This window comes from Streptomyces ovatisporus, from assembly GCF_042653885.1.
Taxonomy (GTDB): domain Bacteria; phylum Actinomycetota; class Actinomycetes; order Streptomycetales; family Streptomycetaceae; genus Streptomyces; species Streptomyces ovatisporus.
In genome coordinates this window covers 302115-316602 of record NZ_JBHSFH010000005.1, presented here as the reverse complement: position 1 = coordinate 316602, position 14488 = coordinate 302115, and the positions used below count along the sequence as shown (strand labels likewise).

The 14488-nt window shown below is 72.0% G+C and carries 10 protein-coding genes; 3 read left to right on the top strand and 7 right to left on the bottom strand.

Annotation, left to right across the window (positions count from 1 at the left end):
• Positions 1-10: 10 nt before the first annotated feature.
• On the top strand, positions 11-1129 hold the full coding sequence (locus tag ACFPA8_RS09800; RefSeq protein ID WP_386445442.1) for an ADP-ribosylglycohydrolase family protein: 1119 nt from the start codon (positions 11-13) through the stop codon (positions 1127-1129).
• A gap of 307 nt (positions 1130-1436) precedes the next feature.
• Here ACFPA8_RS09800 and ACFPA8_RS09795 read toward each other — a convergent pair whose 3' ends face one another.
• The 3 genes from ACFPA8_RS09795 to ACFPA8_RS09785 all read right to left on the bottom strand — a co-directional run bounded on the left by ACFPA8_RS09795 (position 1437) and on the right by ACFPA8_RS09785 (position 3824).
• Positions 1437-1643, bottom strand: a complete 207-nt coding sequence (locus tag ACFPA8_RS09795; RefSeq protein ID WP_386445440.1) for a DUF397 domain-containing protein — start codon at positions 1641-1643, stop codon at positions 1437-1439.
• Between the two features lie 137 nt (positions 1644-1780).
• Complete coding sequence (locus ACFPA8_RS09790; RefSeq protein ID WP_386445437.1) at positions 1781-2641, bottom strand: helix-turn-helix domain-containing protein; 861 nt, start codon at positions 2639-2641, stop codon at positions 1781-1783.
• A 388-nt stretch (positions 2642-3029) separates the two neighbouring features.
• Positions 3030-3824, bottom strand: coding sequence for a GOLPH3/VPS74 family protein (locus tag ACFPA8_RS09785; protein WP_386445434.1), 795 nt, complete (start codon positions 3822-3824; stop codon positions 3030-3032).
• Between the two features lie 229 nt (positions 3825-4053).
• Here ACFPA8_RS09785 and ACFPA8_RS09780 point away from each other — a divergent pair, with 229 nt between their 5' ends.
• Positions 4054-7308, top strand: coding sequence for a D-alanyl-D-alanine carboxypeptidase (locus tag ACFPA8_RS09780; protein ID WP_386445431.1), 3255 nt, complete (start codon positions 4054-4056; stop codon positions 7306-7308).
• Between the two features lie 81 nt (positions 7309-7389).
• Positions 7390-9582 carry an MFS transporter gene (locus tag ACFPA8_RS09775; RefSeq protein WP_386445428.1) on the top strand — a complete coding sequence of 731 codons (2193 nt, stop codon included), beginning with the start codon at positions 7390-7392 and terminating at the stop codon, positions 9580-9582.
• Between the two features lie 6 nt (positions 9583-9588).
• Here the strand turns inward: ACFPA8_RS09775 and ACFPA8_RS09770 are convergent, their stop codons facing one another.
• The 4 genes from ACFPA8_RS09770 to ACFPA8_RS09755 form a co-directional block, all read right to left on the bottom strand.
• Entirely contained in the window at positions 9589-9975 is a 387-nt protein-coding gene (locus ACFPA8_RS09770) for a VOC family protein (RefSeq protein ID WP_386445425.1), read from the bottom strand.
• 325 nt (positions 9976-10300) lie between these two features.
• Entirely contained in the window at positions 10301-10750 is a 450-nt protein-coding gene (locus ACFPA8_RS09765) for an SSI family serine proteinase inhibitor (RefSeq protein WP_386445422.1), read from the bottom strand.
• A 228-nt stretch (positions 10751-10978) separates the two neighbouring features.
• Positions 10979-11407, bottom strand: a complete 429-nt coding sequence (locus ACFPA8_RS09760; protein ID WP_386445419.1) for a hypothetical protein — start codon at positions 11405-11407, stop codon at positions 10979-10981.
• A 238-nt stretch (positions 11408-11645) separates the two neighbouring features.
• Positions 11646-14483 carry an NHLP bacteriocin export ABC transporter permease/ATPase subunit gene (locus ACFPA8_RS09755; protein WP_386446281.1) on the bottom strand — a complete coding sequence of 946 codons (2838 nt, stop codon included), beginning with the start codon at positions 14481-14483 and terminating at the stop codon, positions 11646-11648.
• Between the last annotated feature and the right edge of the window lie 5 nt (positions 14484-14488).

The window sequence follows — 14488 nt, the reverse complement described above, 5'->3', positions numbered from 1 at the left end:
GGAGAGAGACGTGGCCGCTTCAGGCGGTGATGCCGTATGGGGCCGCACCGAGCAGCAGAGCTTCCGCAGCCGGGTGCGCGGCTGTCTGCTGGGCGGGGCGATCGGGGACGCGCTGGGCGCGGGCGTCGAATTCGACTCCCTGAGCGACATCCGGCAGAAGCACGGTGCGGCGGGCGTGACGGACTACGTCCCCGCCTACGGCCGGCGGGGCGCCATCACGGACGACACCCAGATGACGCTCTTCACCGTCGACGGCCTGATCCGGGCGCACGTACGCCGTGACACGGGCGCCTGGCACCCGCCGACCGACGTGCACGCCGCCTACCGCAGATGGGCCGCCACCCAGCGGGACTGGGGCCCGGACCTGCGGAAGAAGGAGGACGGCTGGCTCGCGCGGGAGGAGTGGCTCTACGCGCGGCGCGCACCCGGGAACGCCTGCCTCACGGGGCTGGCCGACGAACGCATGGGCACCCTCGACGCGCCGAAGAACCCGGATTCGAAGGGCTGCGGCACGGTCATGCGCTCCGCGCCCTTCGGGCTGCTGGTGGGCTGGGAACCGCAGCTCGTCTTCCAGCTGGCCGTGGAGTGCGCGGTACAGACGCACGGGCACCCCACCGGCTATCTGGCGGCGGGTGCGTTCGCCGCGATCGTCCATGCGACGGCGCGGGGCGACAGCCTCGACAACGCGGTGCAGAAGGCCCTGGTCCAGCTCGCCGCCCGGCCGGGCCACGACGAGACCACGCAGGCGCTGAAGCGGGCAGTCGGCGCCGTACGGCAGGGCATGCCGTCGGCGGAACGTGTGGAGTCGCTGGGGGAGGGGTGGACCGCCGAGGAGGCGCTCTCGATCGGCGTCTACTGCGCGCTCGTCGCCGAAGACCTGCGCCACGGCCTGCTCCTCGCCGTCAACCACGGAGGAGACAGCGACTCGACGGGCTCCGTGTGCGGCAACCTGCTCGGCACCATCCACGGCGAGACGGCCCTGCCGCCGGGCTGGGTCGCGGAGTTGGAGGGGCGTGCGACGGTGCTGGAACTCGCCGACGACTTCGCCATGGAGATGACGCAGGGCCCGGCGCTGCACGCCCCGGGGCAGGCATCCCCGGCATGGCTCGAACGCTATCCACGTGTGTGACAGTCCTCTGCGGCTTGCGGCTTGCGGCTTGCGGCTTGCGGCTCCTCGGCGCTGCGGCGTCCGCACGAGCGCTCCGCGAAGGCGGCAGCAGGACGTGGAAGAGCCCTCTCGGCAGGGACGGCGGACCGGTCGAGAGGGCTCTGCTCCAGGTGACGCCGCTGTCAGGGCGTCGATGAGCCGACGGCGCTTGCGAGTGGGCGTTCCGGGCGCCTCCTCGCGGGATCAGGCTCGGTGTGCCGACCGGGCCCGGTGCGTGTGAACCCGGACTCCGCGGGGAGCCCGCACGCACGACTCGCGCGGCAACGGTTCAGCTGAGACGGCCCGAATCGCCGCGCACCTGGGCGACGAAGCCGGCCCACGGTCCCGGGGGGAAGCTCAACGCCGGACCCTCGGGGGCCTTCGAGTCACGCACCGCCACCGCGCTCGGTGTGGGCGACTTGACCTCGATGCACGCACCGTTGGCCGAGTAGCTCGATTTGATCCATCGAGGGGTGTTTCCCTGCTGAATTGCCATGTCTGCTCCGGTTGTTCGACTCGTGACACCGACCGTACGCCTCGATTTCCCGAAGCGAAGGAACCGTTCACTCGACCGGATGGCATATTCCAAGCAGGCCTTCACACCCCTATCGCAGACGTGTACGCTCCCCGCGCTCAGGCCCGGGCATAGTCCTTTGCCACATTCTCGATGAACTCGCGCGTCTGGTCCGGGTTGAGGGCCTCGGCTCGCAAATGCTCGTACATGACGCTGTAACTCTGCACATCGTGCGCCTTCTCCAGGTAGAGGTCACTGGTGACCCCTTCCAGGTACACGACCGAGGAGTCCGAGGCCTCCGGGAACTCGAGGATCGCGTACTGCCCGTTGACTCCCGGGTGCGCGCCCATCGAGAACGGCATCACCTGCACGGTGACATGGGGCAGTTGGGAGACCTCGTTCAGCCGCTCCAGCTGCTCCACCATCGTCTGGGCCCCGCCGACGGCGCGGCGCAGGGCCGATTCGTCCAGCACCGCCCACAGCCGCAGCGGGTGACGTACGTCGTTGATGCGGTCCTGGCGCCGCATCCGCACCTGCACGCGCTTCTCGATCTCCGCGGGCGTCGCCTCGGGCGATGCCCCCTCGCAGACGGCCTGCGCGTATGCCTGGGTCTGCAACAGGCCCGGCACGACCTGCGGTTCGTACACCCGCAGGGACGCGGCGTCCGTCTCCAGGCCGATGTACACGCTGTAGGGGATGTCCCCGAAAGCGTGCCACCAGCCCTGCTGCCGGGACTCCTTGGCCATCTGCATGAGCGATTCGACTATGCGGTTGTCCTCCACCTCGTAGACCCCGCACAGGTCGCGCACGTCGCGCTGGCTGATGCTGCGCCGGCCGTTCTCGAGGCGGCTGATCTTGGACTGGGAGACCAGCAGCCGCTCGGCGACCTCCTCGGCCGTCAGGCCCTTGACCTCGCGGAGGCGACGCAACTCCTGGCCCAGTCGGCGGCGTCGGACGGTGGGATTGACGTTGGACGCCACGGGTACTGCACCTCCGCGTAAAGTACGACTACTTGTCAAGCAGGTTGCCACTACCGTGAGCGATCTCGCTGGAGAATGGCAACAGAGGGTGCCGGGCCGAGCACGCACGCGGGACGTTTACGGCCACGGACCGGTACCCGCAACACAGTTGAGCATCCCGGGTGGCCGGTTTCCCCGCCGGGGCGGCAGCCGCGGCCCCGGCCTCCCGCCCGAACTCGTCGGTCCGGTCCCGGACTTCGGCCCCGGCGGGTTGTTTCCGCACATGCGCACGGGGTGGTGGCCCGGCCGCGATGTCTCTACGGCCGGGCCACCACCCCGCACGCGCTGATGTGCTTCGTGGCGCCTGGTTGTGCTGTTGTGCAGCGGCTGTGCGCTTCCGCGCCCTGACTCAGCCCGCCCGGACCATCCCGCCCACCGTGTGGCGTGCCTGATCCGCCAGCTGCCGCGACGGAGTACCGGAAGGTACGCCTGCGCGTGCTGCTGCCGGCCGTCCGCCCGCACCCGGAGGTGCCGGCTGACCCGTCGGAGCGCTGTTGCCCGCCGCACGCCGGGGCTGCGCCCCTGCGCCGTTCTGCACGTCCATCACGGCGTGCGCCACGAGACCGCCCATCGGGTCGTGCCTGATGAGGTCCCGCAGCCGGGAGCGGCTGGAGCGCCCCTCGTTGCCGGGATAGAGGTGCTTCCCGAGGCCGACCGCGTGGGCCAGCGCGGCGAGCGCCGCTGTCCGGGGGTCCGGCGGCACGCCGGTACGGATCGCCGCGTCCAGCCGGGCTCTGATCTCCCTGCTGATCGCCGTCTCCGTCGCCTGGTAGCGCGTCGTCGGCAACACCCCGCACATCTGGCTTGATACGGCATGCACCATGCCGCAGCGCTCCAGGTGTGTGAGATAGGTTTGGCGGAGCCCCAATCGGGGTCCACCGATCCAATGGACAGCACGCACCGGGCTGCCGCGCCTGCGCAGCAACTCGAGCGCGGAGTCCAGTGTCGGATCTCCGGTCGGCCGTGGCAGCACCACGGCGATGCGGTCCCCGTCCGGGGCTATACGTCCTGCGAGAGCCAGCTCGACGAGCTGGGCCCCGGCCAGGCCGAGGTCAAGCGACTGCGGCTGTGCCGTGGTGCCCGTGGCCGGGTCCAAGGCCAGCAGCAGAAGCTCCTCCGGAATAGTTCTGCGGCTCCTGCCCATCCATGCCTCCCCGCGTGGATGTCAGACAGGGTGACTCCTCTCACAATGGTCTGTCGAGAGTGCGTGGGTGTTATGTACGGGAACCAGTAGGTATGTCGTTCTCGTCTGCACGGTGGAAAGACCGATCCAAGCCCCTGTCGGACTGCCCCAGCGGAATGTGGCGGCGGGGCGCGCAGGACACTGTTAACTGGTACGGCGAGCGGCGAGCACTCAGCATCAGGAGGCATCGGTGGCGGGCGAGTCCCCCGACAAGGTGGAGCGCGGGAAGTCGTCGGGGGAGACGACGGACGAGGGGCGCCCGGTTGCGTCCTCGCGCGGGAAGAAGTCCGGCACCAAGACGCCCCCCAGGAGCGGGAGTCAGGCACAGGCCGGGGCCGCGCCGTCGAAGACTGCGAAGTCCGCGAAGCCCAAGCCGCAGAAGAAGGCGAAGCCGGCGAAGGGCTCCAAGTCCGCGAAGAGCGCGAAGTCCGCGGCTGCGCCCAAGAGTTCGAAGCCGGCGAAGAGCGCGGAAGCCGCACGTGGGAAGGGTGCTCAGGACGCGGCACCGGCACAGGCCGACGAGGCCGCGGCGGAGCCGTCGGACGCCGCGCCCGTCGCCGGCGAGTCCGCGTCCGCCGTGGAGGAAGCCGCGGCCGCCACCCCGCCCGCAGAGGCGGACGAGAAGGCTCCGCAAGCCGCCGCGACGGCCTCCGGGACCTCCGTGGAGGAGGCCGCCGGCTCCGGGAGCGGAGCGGAAGCCGGCACGTCCGGCGACGGGAACGGCGCGGCTGAGGGTTCCGGCGAAGGGGCAGGTCGGGGCGGAGGTCACGGGCGCAGCGACGAACGGCTGAAAGCAGCCGTAGCGGCGTGGGTCGCCGGTACGGGTGACGAGCCGGACGGAGCGGCGGGCGATGAGCGCGACAACTCGCCCGCTGGGGAGAAGAAAACAAGCCAATCCGCCGAGGGGCGGGCCGCTGCGGACTCCGCCGACGCCGGGGAGGGCGCTGTGAGCGCCTCCACGGGCGCCGCCCGGGCCGAGGACGAGGTCGACCAGCCGACGGCGATGTTCAGGACCGTGGAGGCGGACTCCGGGCGTTCGGCGGACGCGGAGGACAGCGAGGCGGCGGCCAGGCGGGCGGAGCGCATGACCTCCGCCTTCTTCGGTCCCGGCAGATCCAGCGAAGAGAAGGATGCCCCGGACGCGGGCGAAGCGGACAAGTCCGGCCCCGTGGCCGGTACCTCCAGCGACGCGGCGCACTCCGAGGGCGAGGCTCCCGGTGGCGACGAGACCGACACGTCCGGCGGCACGGAGACCGACGCCGAGACCTCCGACGTCGAGGTGCCGGACGCCGAGGTGCCGGACGCCGAGGTGCCGGACGCCGAGACGGCGGACAGTGACGTACCCACCGGTGAGGTGTCGGCCGGTCACGTACCCGGCGTTCGCGGCAGTGAAGACTCCGGGGAGCCGGCCGGTCCGGCCGGGAAACCGTCCGGCGAACCCGCGGAGGCGGAGCCGGCCGCATCCCGCGTGGACGAGCCGACAGCGGTCTTCCGTACGCCCGCGGCAGGCGGTTCCGCGGAGAAGCCCTCGCACGTGGACCAGCCGACGGCTGTCTTCCGCACCGTCGAGCCCGGCGAGCCGGACGGGGCTCCGCCCGCGGACCGGCCCGACGCGAAGACCGACCCGGAGCCCGACTCGGAGCAGCCCGACGCGAAGACGGAGCCGCTGCCCGAGCCCCGCGAGGTGGATGCGACTACGCAGCTGGTGAGGCCCGTCGATCCGCGGCTCGCCGTCACGGGTCGACTCCCGGTGCAGAAGGAGGAGCCGAAGACCGGTCCCGAGCCGAAGACCGGTCCGGACGCGAAGGCGGAGCCGGGTACCGGGCAGAAGACCGGCACCGAGCCGGAGACCGGCCCGGAGACCGGCCCGAAGACCGGCTCGGACACCGGCCCGAAGACCGGCTCGGACACCGGCCCGAAGACCGGCCCGGACACCGGCCCGGACAGGGGCTCGCAGGACGAGTCGGACTCGGAGCGAACGAGCCAGTTCGTCCCTCTCAGGTCCGCCGACGCACCGCCGCGGCCCGCCCGGAAGCCCGACGACCCCGCCGCCCCGCCGAAGCCGCTGGGCCGCCCCGCGCCCGCCCCCGCGTCGGGTGAGCTCCCGGCCGAGGCGACCGCACCGGGACTGAGCGAAGCCGAGCGGACGCGGCAGGAGGTGCGGCCGGACCAGGCACCGCTGGATCTGCTCGCGCAGCTCACCAACACCCCGCCGCCGCCGGAGACTCCCCTGCGCACCGCGGCGCGCCGGGTCAAGATCTGGACGCCGCTGGTGCTGCTGCTGGTCGTCCTCTTCGCCGTCGCGCAGGCCGTACGCCCTCTGCCTGAAGCGCAGTTGTCGCTCACCGCCTCGCCGACCCACAGCTTCCAGGGACCGAAGCCGTCCGTGCCGTGGCCTTCCGAGGGGCAGGCCACGCTCGACGTGCAGGGGCTCGGTTCGTTCGGCTCGTCCGGCAAGCAGAAGGCGGTGCCGATCGCGAGTGTCGCCAAGGTGATGACGGCGTACGTCATCCTCCGTGACCACCCGGTCAAGAAGGGTTCGGACGGCGCGTCCATCCCCGTCGACAAGAAGGCCGAGGAGGAGGCGGGGCTCAGCGCGCAGAACGAGTCGACCGTCGAGGTCGAGGAGGGCGACAAGATCTCGGAGCGGGAGGCCGTCGAGGCGCTCATGATCGCATCCGCGAACAACGTGGCGCGGCTGCTGGCCCGTTGGGACGCCGGTTCGGAGAAGGCGTTCGCGAAGAAGATGAACGCGGCCGCCGAGGACCTGGGGATGAAGAACACCCACTACACCGACCCCAGCGGTCTGACCTCCTCGACCGTGAGCACCGCCGAGGACCAGGTCAAGCTGGCCAAGAAGGCGATGGGTATCGACCTGTTCCGCGAGACCGTGCGGCTTCCCGGCTACACGGACGCCAACCGGGAGCAGCACGGCAACTGGAACAAGCTCGTGCCGCTCGACGGCGTGGTCGGCATCAAGACGGGAACCACCACGAAGGCGGGCGGCAACCTCCTCTTCGCGGCGGAGAAGGAGATCGGCGGTACGAAGCAGCTGATCGTCGGTGCCGTTCTCGGGCAGTACAGGCCGTCGATACTCGACACCGTGCTCGCCGAGAGCAAGAAGCTCATCGACACCGCCCAGGACGCGCTGCGCGCCCAGAAGGTGGTGCGCAAGGGCGAGGTCGTCGGCTATGTGGACGACCAACTCGGCGGCAGGACACCGGTCGTGGCGACGAGGGACGTCACGGCCGTCGGCTGGTCGGGGCTGAAGGTGAAGCTCGCGATGACGGACGGCGGGAAGCCGCTGCCGCACGAGGGAAGCCGGGGCGACAGGGCGGGCACGCTGACCGTGGGCGACGGGCCGGGCCAGGTGCGGGTGCCGCTGGCGCTGAAGGAGGACATGTCGGAGCCTGGCTTCGGAGCGAAGTTGACCAGGATCCTGTGAACCGGGTGGCAGGAGCCCGGACGCGGTGAGTACCCGGTCCGCCGTCGCGGACCGGGGCCGAGCAGTACGGGGGAGAGCGCAGTGACCGCTGTGCGGGAGTCGCAGATGCCGGATGGCGAGGGTGAGACACCCCCTGGGGACGTGACCGTGCCCAGGGGCGGTGCCGCCTCGCGTACTGCCGCCGGTACCGGCTCCGTACCCCGGCCCAGGACAGGGCCCGAGGCGGTGGGCGGCGGGCGTCCGGCCGGCGGGCGTCCGGGCACCGCGGCCGACGGCCACGGGATCGACGGCGGCCGCGGCTCCCGTACCGGAGCGCCCCCGCAGCCGGGCCACCGCCCACTGCACCGCCCCCTGCACCGCCGCCTCACGAGTGCCGCAGCCGGACTGCTCCGTCATCCGGTGCTCTCGCCCGTGCTCCTCGCCACCGCCCTGCACCTGATATGGCTGTGGCTCCTGGCCAGCGGCGGCGGCGACCTCGCCGCGCAGGACGCCTGGGCCGAGTTCGTACAGCGGCATCCTGACTCGGCGTACAACCTGGCCTGGTACGGGGGGCTGCACCCCTTCTCGTACAGCGTGCTCTCGCCGTATCTGATGGCGGCGATCGGAGTCCGCAGCACACTGATGCTGGCGGGGATCCTCTCCTCCGGGCTGCTGGCGCTGATCCTGCGGCGCGTCCTCGACAGGCCGCTCGTGCCCGCCCTGTGGGGTGCCTTCTCCTTCACCTGCAACGCGGCCTCAGGGCGCGTCACCTTCGGCCTCGGCATCCTGTTCGCCCTGGGCGCGGTGGCCGTCGTGTGGGCGTGGCCGCGGCGCTGGTGGCGGAGCTCGGGCAGGGGGCGGTACGCGAGGGGGGCCGCGGCGGCGCTGCTGGCCGCGCTGGCGACGACGGGCAGTCCGGTCGCCGGACTCTTCCTCGAAGTGGTCGCCGCGGCGCTGTTCCTGGACCGCCGCAGGCAGGCCGCGTACGCGATCGCGGTGACACCGCCTCTCGTGGTCGCCGTCTCCGCGGTCTTCTTCCCGTTCGAGGGCTTGCAGCCGATTCCGTGGTGGTCGGCTCTCTTCCCGCTGCTGGGCGCGGTGCCGGTGCTGCTGCTCGTACCGCGGACGTGGCGCACGGTGCGGCTCGGCGCGCTGGTGTACTCGGTCGGAGTCGTGCTGACCTGGCTGATCCCGTCACAGGTCGGCTCGAACGTCGAACGCCTCAGCCTGCTCTTCGGCGTGGTGGTGCTGCTGGCCGCGGCGCCGCTGGTGGTCTCCGACTGGCGTTCGCGGCGGGGCGTGGCGATGGCGGTCACGCTGGTCGTGGCCGTGTGCTGGCAGCTCGCCAAGCCGGCGTACGACGTTTTCGCGACCACTCCCGACGACGCGTGGAGCCGCGAACTCACCCCGCTGGTACGGCAGCTGAAGAGCGTGGGCGCCGAGCGCGGCCGGGTCGAGGTCGTTCCCGTACGCAGTCACCGCGAGGCGTCCGCCCTCGCCCCGCACGTCAATCTGGCCCGCGGCTGGAACAGGCAGGCGGACACCGACCGCAATCCGCTCTTCTACGAGAACGGCGGCCTCACGCCGGACAGTTACCACGAGTGGCTGCGCCGCTGGGCGGTGCACTACGTGGTGCTGCCCACCTCTTCGCCGCCGGACGGTGCCGCCATAGAGGAGGCCGAGATCGTCCGCGCCGGGCAGCCCTACCTGCGGGAGGTCTGGAGCGACGAGAACTGGCGGCTGTTCCGCGTCGCCGACGCGCTGCCGCTCGCCGAGCACCCGGCGAGCGTGGAGCACGCCGGAGCGGGCGAGGTCGAGGTGCGGGTCCGGGAGCGCGGCGCCGTGCTCGTGCGGATTCCCTGGTCGCCGTGGCTCGGCCTGGTCGACGCTTCGGGCACCCGCATCGACGCCCCGGAGGATGGCGGACCGAACCGCTACGGCTGTCTGCGCAAGGCCCCTCCGACCGTCGGCGGGGCCCCGGCGCCCGGCGACGAGGAACCCGTCATGGACACCTGGACCCTGCTGGAGGCGCCCCGCCCCGGCACGTACCGCCTGGCGGCGCCCTACCGGCTGCCGCGGGGCACGACGTGCCCCGACAGCCTGCCGCACGGGCCGCGCGCCGGCGGGGAGGGCGACGAAGGCGGCACCACGGCGGGGACGGAGGCCGGAGCGGGGCCCGGAGGCGGCGCGGGAACCGGCGCGGAAGCCGAGACGGGCGGCGCGGAAGCCGGAACGGGCGCGGAAGCCGAGACGGGCGCGGGAAGGGGAAGGGGCCGGGAGGTCTCCCCGGAGTGACCTCTCTCAGCTGCCGCTGCCGTACGGACGGGTGATGATCTCCATGAAGTGCCCGTCGGGGTCGGCCCAGTAGACCCCGCGGCCGCCGTCGTTGTGGTTGATCTCGTTGACGCGCCGGCGCGCCGGGTCCGCGTAGTAGGCGAGTCCCGCCTCCCTGATGCGGCCGAAGATCGCGTCGAACTCGTCCTCGGAGACCAGGAAGGCGTAGTGCTGCGGCGTGATGGGCTCGTCGCCGGCGTCCATGTAGTCGAGAGCGACGCCGTTCGCCGTGACGACGGGCAGGAACGGCCCGTACTGCGGCTGCACTTCGAGCCCCAGCAGCGAGGCGATGAAGTCCGCGGAGGCCTTCTTGTCGGTGGCGGCGACGATGGTGTGGTTGAGCTGTACGGCCATGTTGTCTCCTCGGGGAGTGCGGGCGGGGGCCGCTGCCCGGGCCGGGCGCGGCGCCTTGTCCTATTGCACGCCAACCGAGGCCGCGCGGCGTTGAATTCCCTGGCGAGCCGCCGTCTTTGGACGTAGGCCCGTGGACCGGGTCGGACATCGGACCGGGGCCCGGGCGTTCGTGCCCGCACAGGGAGAAGCCGGGCGTGCGGCGACAGGCCGGCACGCCCGGCTCCGGGGGAGGGGCAGCGAAAGGTGGGGCAGCGAGAGGCGGGGAGGGGCGGCGGGGAGGGGCGTCAGGCGGCGAAGTGCCCGACTCCCGTGTTCACGCGGCCGTTCACATCTGCTGCGCCTGGATGTTCGTGCGGGGCAGCAGCGGTACGAGCGTGTCCCAGCGCTTCATCTCGCAGCCGTTCTCGCGGTTGAAGTGGGCGTTCACACGCTTCCCCGCCCACCAGCCGCGGATGTGGGCGCTGACGGGGCCGCCGTACTGCATGGTGCAGCGCGTGCCGCTGCCGACGGGGGCGAAGGGGTCCTTGCCCCAGGTCGTCAGCTCGTCCAGTCCGTCGCACGCCGCTTCGGCGCGGGGGTGGTCGCCCGCTGTGGGGTGGCAGTAGAGGTCGAAGGTGCCGTCGGTGGAGGCACGGCCGGAGTCGGAGACGGTGACGACGAGATGGTCGGCGGGGCGGTGTTCTGCGGTCCGGCCGTTCTGGGCGAGCGCCTGCGGGGTGAAGGTCAGGGCGGCGGCGACAGCGGTTGCGGTGACGGCGAAGCGGCGGATGTGCATCGGAGACTCCCTGGACGCGGTAACGGGCGGGACGGGCACGGACGAGGTGCGAGCGGGGCCTGTGACGGCAGTCTTTTGGCCCGCCAACGCCGTACAGGGGGGACGCGTCGCGCACCGAAGGGCACATTGACTCGAACGAGCTACCTCTCACCGCAGACGGAGGGCCCGCTCACCGGCGGCTCGTGCGGTGATTCGTGCACCGGTCCACGCGGCGGTCCACGCGGCGGTTCAGGCGGGCTCGCCGGCGTCGGTCCGCGGGCCGGTCCGTCCGGCCTCACCACTCCTGTCCGCACCGTCGGCGCTGCCGGTCCGTGCTGCCCGCCCCGGCAGCACGGTGACCCCGGCCGGCGGGGTCGGATCGAGCGTCAGCCCCATGGCCACGGGTTGCTGGGACGAGTCGCTCCCCGGTGCGTCTCCGGGCCGTGCCGCCTCCGGGGGGTCGGCCGGTGCTGTCGGCTCGGCCCCGTCGGTCAGCAGCCGCAGCCGCCCCGAATGCGAGCCGGGGACCGTCCTGCCCTGGCGGCTCCATTCGCTCGCGAGCCGGGCGTAGATCGGCTCCAGCCAGTAGGCGCCCGTCAGCTCGGCGAACTGCGTCGCGGGACCTGTGAGTTCGTCGCGCTGTGCGCTGCGGACGAGGATGAATGACGTGTTTCCCATGTTCGGGCAACAGCGGCCGGCGACGGCGGGACACCGTCCGGGCGGTCGCTTCACCGCGACGAGAGTCCGCGTTCGATCACGCGCCGGTCACACCCTGCCCCGCACGGTCCCGCTGTTCGACCCGGGGGACACTGCGGGGCACCGGAGCACGTGGGCGGGGAGGGCGCCCGGGTCCGCCGTGGAGGGGCCTCCCGGCGTTCCGGAATCGGTCCGTACGTCCGCCGGCGGGCGGGCCGGGTCAGTGGATCTGGCGCCGGACCAGCTCGTGGAACTGCCCTGCGGTGTCGGCCAGAAGCTCAGCAGGCGTGCCGTGCTGCACGACGCGACCCCGCGACATGACGAGCACCCTGTCGGCGTCCATGACGGTCGACAGCCGGTGCGCGATGACGATGCGCGTGGCGCGCAGCTTGCGGGTGCTCTCGCTGACGATGCGCTGCGTCTCGTTGTCGAGCGCGCTGGTCGCCTCGTCGAAGTAGAGGATGCGCGGCCGCCGGATGAGTGCCTGGGCGATCATCAGACGCTGCCGCTGCCCGCCGGAGATGGCGGCTCCACCGTCGGAGAGGACGGTGTGCATGCCCATCGGCATGCGCTTGATGTCCTCGGCCAGCCCGGCCATTTCGGCGGCCTCCCACGCCTCCTCGTGGGAGTAGATCTCCGCTCCGCAGATGGAGTCGAGGATCGAGCCGACGAACGGCTGCGCGTTCTGCAGTACGACACCGCACTGGCGCCGGACGGCCGACTGGTCGAGGGCGGAGAGGTCCTGCCCGTCGTAGAGGACGCTGCCGGAGACGGGCTTGTCGAAGCCGATGAGGAGCCGCAGCAGCGTCGACTTGCCGCAGCCGCTGGCGCCGACGACCGCGACGAACTCGCCGGGCTCCACGCGGAAGGAGATGCCGTCCAGCGTCAGCGGTCCGTCGTCGCTGTAGCGGAACGAGAGCTGCCTGGCCTCGACGGCACCGGAGAGCGGGCCGGGCTGGGCGCTCCCGCCGCGCACCTCGGTGGGTTCGTGCAGCACCGGTTTGACCTTCTCGAACATCGGCAGCGCGGAGGCGGCGGAGATCAGCGAGTTGGTCAGCTGCGTCACCGACGTCAGCAGCATCGTCACGGCGGTGTTGAAGGTGAGGAAGCCGGCGGCGGAGAGACTGCCGCGTGCCGGGCCCGCCAGCAGCATGAACATGATGAGCGAACACAGCGGCAGGTAGACGGAGTTGAGCACCGTCGTCCAGTTCTTGATCCGGCCGACGCGCTGCTGGAGCTCCCTGCTGCGTGCGAACTCCCGCGCCCAGGCGGCGTACGCGAAGCTCTCCGCTGCCGCGACCCGCAGCTTCGGCAGACCGCGCAGCGTCTGGAACGCCTTGTTGTTGAGCTTGTTGTTGAGGTCGACGAGCCGGCTCTGCCACCGCAGCTGCCAGACGCCCATGCCGATGAACGCGCCCGCGATGACGATCAGCAGGGCCACCGCCATCAGCGTCAGCGGGACGCTGTAGAAGAGCAGCAGCACGAGGTTCATCACGCCGACCGTGCATGCCTGCACGGCGATCGGCCCGACACCGGACATGATGCGCCGCATGGTGCTGATGCCCATGGCCGCACTGGCCAGTTCGCCGGTGGAGCGTTCGGCGAAGAACTTCGTCGGCAGCCGCAGCAGCCGGTCCCACACGGCGGGCTGCAGGGCGGCTTCGACGCGGCCCTCCATGCGCAGGATCGAGATGTTCTGCAGCAGCATGAACGCCGCGGAGACGAGGCTGCTGAGCACGATCGCCAGCGAGACCTGGGTGATGAGGGACGTCTCCGCGTTGGGCACGAACTCACCGAGGACCTGACCCGTCGCGATGGGCACCAGCGCGCCCAGCCCGACGGCGACCAGGCCGCCCAGAGCCAGGTTCCGTACGTCCATGCGGGTGCCGCGCAGCGTGAAGCGGAGCAACTGCCAGGCACTGAGGGGCTCTTCGGGCAGCGGCCGGTAGAACATCACCGCACGCGGCTCGAATTGGTCCGCCGAGGACTTGCCGATCCTGGTGCGTCTGCCGGCGGCGTCCACGGCCTCGTACCGGCCGCGGCGCCACAGCAGCGCCACCGGCGCGCCGCTCCCGGCGCGGTGGCCCACCAGGGGCCCGGCGTTCTGCCGCCACCAGCGGCCGTCCAGCTTGACGACGCGGGTGCGGACGCGGGAGCTGAGCGCGATGCGCTCGACGGGGTTCGTGCGGTCGCCCAGCGAGCTGCTCTCCTCGGGCGCGGTGAGCGTGATCCCGGCCGCTTCGGCGGCGAGCCGGGAGACCGCGAGAGTAGCGTCGTCCGTGGCGCGGGACGCCTCGGACGCGCCCTTCCCGGTCGTGTTGATGGAGGCCAGCAACGCCTGGTCGGCCTGGGCGCGTACGGCCTCGCCGGCCTCGATGCCCGCGGCCGTACGGTCCTCGTGGGCGCGCTCCAGCCGCTCGATCCAGCGGTCGAGGGCGGACAGCAGCCGGAACTGCTGGTCCACCATGCGCTGCCAGGTGGCCCCGTCGACCAGCAGCTGGGACGCGGCCTCCGGGCTGAAGACGGCGCCGTACTGCACGCTTCGCGGGCCCACCTGCATCCACTGGATCTCGTCGTCGTCCGCGCCCTGAGCGACGCCCGGGTGGCCCGTGTCCGGCGTCACCTCGCCGTCCAGGGGAGCCTCGTGGAGCACGCGGAGGCTGCGGCCGATGCCCAGAGCGAAGGCGGTGTCGAGGGGCGTGGGGGACGCTGCCTCCCAGGTGTTCCATGCGGCTGTCTGCGCGGGGTGGGCGGCGCCCTCGCCGTACGCGCCGTGCTCGGGTGTGAACAGTTCTCTCAACTCGATGCGGCGCAGGACGCATTCGCGCAGCGGCCTGCCGACGAGGGTGTGCTCCGGGCCTTCGACGGGGCCGAGCAGGAGGGTGCCCGCCTCCAGCCGGCCGAGGAAGTGCCAGTGCCCCTGTGCGGCCGCGTCGACGGCGAACAGGTCCATCGCTCCGGCCGTCACGAGCCAGAGCACGTGCGGGCCTTCGAGGGGCATGCTGCGTCTGCCGGCGCTGTCGATCTGCTCGCCGAGCGCGCCGAAGGCGTCGGTCACGGGGT